This is a genomic window from Xanthomonas cissicola (genome assembly GCF_008801575.1).
Taxonomy (GTDB): domain Bacteria; phylum Pseudomonadota; class Gammaproteobacteria; order Xanthomonadales; family Xanthomonadaceae; genus Xanthomonas; species Xanthomonas cissicola.
Map to the genome: position 1 here is coordinate 1 of NZ_VZPL01000156.1, position 2,922 is coordinate 2,922.

The window sequence follows — 2,922 nt, forward strand, 5'->3', positions numbered from 1 at the left end:
ATCTCGCGCCGGGTCTGCTTGCGCTTGCCCAGGCCCTCAGCGTCACCGAACGTCAGCTGCATAGATGATCCTCTACATGATGAGGCGGGTAGTGTCGCGTATCTGTGGTGCGTTGTTCAGAGCTTCCCTACTGGATCTGGATGCGCCTCATGGGCGTGGCGGCTGACTCGCATGGTCGATATGGCGCGGCGGGTGCAGTGGCGTATGCTGCGCACCCGCGCGATCAACAGGACGACGTCATGCTCAATCATGTCATGGTGGGAACGAACGATATCGCGCGTGCGCGTGCGTTCTACGATGCAGTGCTAGGAGGGGTCTTCAGTGCGCCCGCGCCGTTCGTCAATCAGGCAGCAAGTGGGCACACGCGCCTGTTCTACCGGCATGCGGGCAGCACCTTTTGTGTGAGCGAGCCGATCAACGACGAACCCGCCAGCCCGGGCAACGGTGCAACGATCGGCTTCAAGTGCGACTCACCCGAGCAAGTGCAGCACTTTCATGACATCGCGGTGGCTGCCGGTGGCATTTCCATCGAGAAGCCGCCCGGTTTGCGTGAGAGCAGCATGGGCCCGACGTGGTTGGCTTATGTGCGCGATCCGGATGGAAACAAGCTGTGTGCGATCTATCGCCCGGCGTGAATGTGGCTTGTAGCGCGGTCTGTCGCAGGCATGGGTCGCAGGCATGATTTGCTGAGTTGATGACGCGCGTTCGCACGACGGCGACTGAGCGCTGCGACCGCGGCCTGCGGACCCAGTGGCAGGCCTTCAGCACGACGCGTGAGTCAGTGGACGTGCGTTACCGTTTGGCCGCATCGCGCATGATCAGTGTTGCCGCACCCACCGAGATCGCATCTTCGACGACGCCGGTGCTGGTCTGGCCGTAGCGCTCGATCGCACGCATCCGCGCATTGAAAGTGAGATAGGCAGCAGCAACTGCCGTCGTCGCGCCAAGCAGCGCAGCGATGCCACGTTGTTCGCGCGGCGCCAACGCCGTGCCGACGATCACACCGGTGGCAATGCGGGCAATCATGCCGGGCAGCACGATGCGGTCGGGAGCGGTCTTCATCTTGTCGCCGGCCAACTCGCCGCCAGCCAGTGCCAGCATACCGGCCGACGCCAGTGGATTGGCGAGCAATGCAGGCGCGCCATTGTCGGCAGGCAGCTTGCCGGTGCGTGCAGCATTGGCGACGGCGGCCAGCGGCGTCATCGAGCGCATGCCGGCAACGGCGCCCATCAGGATGGAGTGGATCAAAGCCATGTGCACCTCTGCATGTGCTCGACCATCGCAGGCGGAATGCCTGCGCGTGGCACGCTGTTATCGATCCGCGCAGACTAGGGCGTGGCGTGTGTGGGAGTTGGCAAGACGTTGTGCACGCCGCGCATCGGTTGTGCTCGCATGCCGGTGTCTGCCGTGCAACACGCTGCGCAGCAGCGGGTGGTGTTCGTGGCTGACCACGGCGGTGCATGCCATCGCCTTGGGCACTTCAATATAGCGGCGGCCCGAGACTGTATCCGGCACGTCCCAGACCTGTGTGTCGGCCAATTCGTAAGGATGGCCCTCGCCACGCTGGCTGCCGGGCGCGTGGGCAGGTGTATGTGCTGCGACCGCCGGCTGCGGCGTTGCTGCTTCAGCCGGCGCCGGCGCTGGTGCCTTGGCGCAGCCGACCAACAGCGCCATCCCTAATCCTGCCAGCAACACAGTCTTCAAAGCAGCCTCCTGCAAGGTGTGTCCACAACATGCAACACAATCGGTACGCTGCCTTCAGTCCAGCCGCCCAATCGCGCTCAACCCGGGTGTCTTGGCCATATCGTTCGGGTTGCTGCCCGGCATGTCCTGTGGCACGGGCATGCCCTTGCTGCGATAGAAATCGGTCCAGTACGGTGAGATCTTGCCGGTCTGCAGGTTCCTGAAGTTCATCGGTTGCAGGGCAAACACGTGATGCGCGCGGAAGGCGCGCTCGATGAAATCCGAGCAGTAATAGCTGTTGTCATCCTGCACGTAGGTCTCGTTATACGGCTTGCCGAGCATGCGCCGTGCCTGGGCGATGGCATCGGGGATGGCAGGGCGATGCGCGCGGCTGAGCCGGTACACGACGATCTGCCGCTGCTTGGCGGTAGCCTCGTCGATAAATGCCTGCAGTGGTTGCTCGCGCGAACCGTGCTCGTCGGCGTGCAGCACCACCGCAGCATCGCCTGCATGCGCCACCAGCGCGACATGATCGAAGCTGGCTTGGCCCCGTACGCCAGTTGCATCGTCGATGGCGCCGCTGAGGCCCGTGTGCGCCGCGGTGACGAACAGCAGATCGCCATCGCGCACCTTCAGCGCCAGCGCCGTGGCGGGCAGTAGGGCGATGAGCAGTAACAACAGCGGTGCGATGCGCATGATGCGAGGTTTCAGACCAAAGGAGCCGACATTATCGCTTGCGTGTGCGTTGGAAACGCTAACCGAGGTGCGGGCCGCTTGTGGCCACTCACGTCGGGCAGCGACATGCAGGTGCTTGCCGGCCCTTGGGCCTCAGTCTTGTTGATGCGGGCTGTAGACTGGCAATGCCAGCGGGCGTCGCCGCCGCCATCGCGTCGCGGCAATCCCTGTCCGTCTGGAGTGTTGTATGCGTGTGTCTTCTGCGTTGTCGCCGATCGGCCGGCTGTTTGCGTTGGCTGCATTTTTCGAAGGGCTGACCTGGGCCGGATTATTAGGGCCTGTTAACACTAATGGCCCGAGCGATTAAACTATTGGGCATGGAGATCACGCCAGCACAATTTTCTCTGATCGAACACTGCCTGCCGGCGCAGCGCGGCAATGTCAGCATGACCAACCTGCAAGTGGTCAACGCCATCCTTTACGTTGCCGAGCATGGCTGCAAATGGCGCGGCCTACCCAAGCGCTTTGGCAACTGGCATACGGTCTACACACGCATGAACCGTT

4 protein-coding genes and 2 pseudogenes are annotated in these 2,922 nt (G+C 63.0%); 3 read left to right on the forward strand and 3 right to left on the reverse strand.

The features are described from left to right. Positions 1–239: 239 nt before the first annotated feature. Entirely contained in the window at positions 240–635 is a 396-nt protein-coding gene (locus F7R02_RS24760; protein WP_005931183.1) for a VOC family protein, read from the forward strand. A 157-nt stretch (positions 636–792) separates the two neighbouring features. Here F7R02_RS24760 and F7R02_RS24765 read toward each other — a convergent pair whose 3' ends face one another. The 3 genes and pseudogenes from F7R02_RS24765 to F7R02_RS24775 form a co-directional block, all read right to left on the reverse strand. After that, on the reverse strand, positions 793–1,254 hold the full coding sequence (locus F7R02_RS24765) for a DUF4126 family protein (protein WP_033483907.1): 462 nt from the start codon (positions 1,252–1,254) through the stop codon (positions 793–795). A 207-nt stretch (positions 1,255–1,461) separates the two neighbouring features. Next, positions 1,462–1,674: pseudogene (locus tag F7R02_RS27110) on the reverse strand (hypothetical protein); the annotation flags it as partial. Positions 1,675–1,758: 84 nt separating this feature from the next. After that, the gene (locus F7R02_RS24775) at positions 1,759–2,394 is read right to left on the reverse strand and encodes a YiiX/YebB-like N1pC/P60 family cysteine hydrolase (RefSeq protein WP_139370932.1); all 636 of its coding nucleotides are present in this window, start codon (positions 2,392–2,394) and stop codon (positions 1,759–1,761) included. A 211-nt stretch (positions 2,395–2,605) separates the two neighbouring features. Here F7R02_RS24775 and F7R02_RS27630 point away from each other — a divergent pair. Both F7R02_RS27630 and F7R02_RS24780 read left to right on the forward strand, forming a co-directional pair. Continuing rightward, a pseudogene (locus F7R02_RS27630) lies at positions 2,606–2,692 on the forward strand (DUF3817 domain-containing protein); the annotation flags it as partial. Positions 2,693–2,735: 43 nt separating this feature from the next. Next, positions 2,736–2,922, forward strand: a 187-nt coding sequence (locus tag F7R02_RS24780; protein ID WP_151210039.1) for a transposase, incomplete at its 3' end; no start/stop codon positions are given.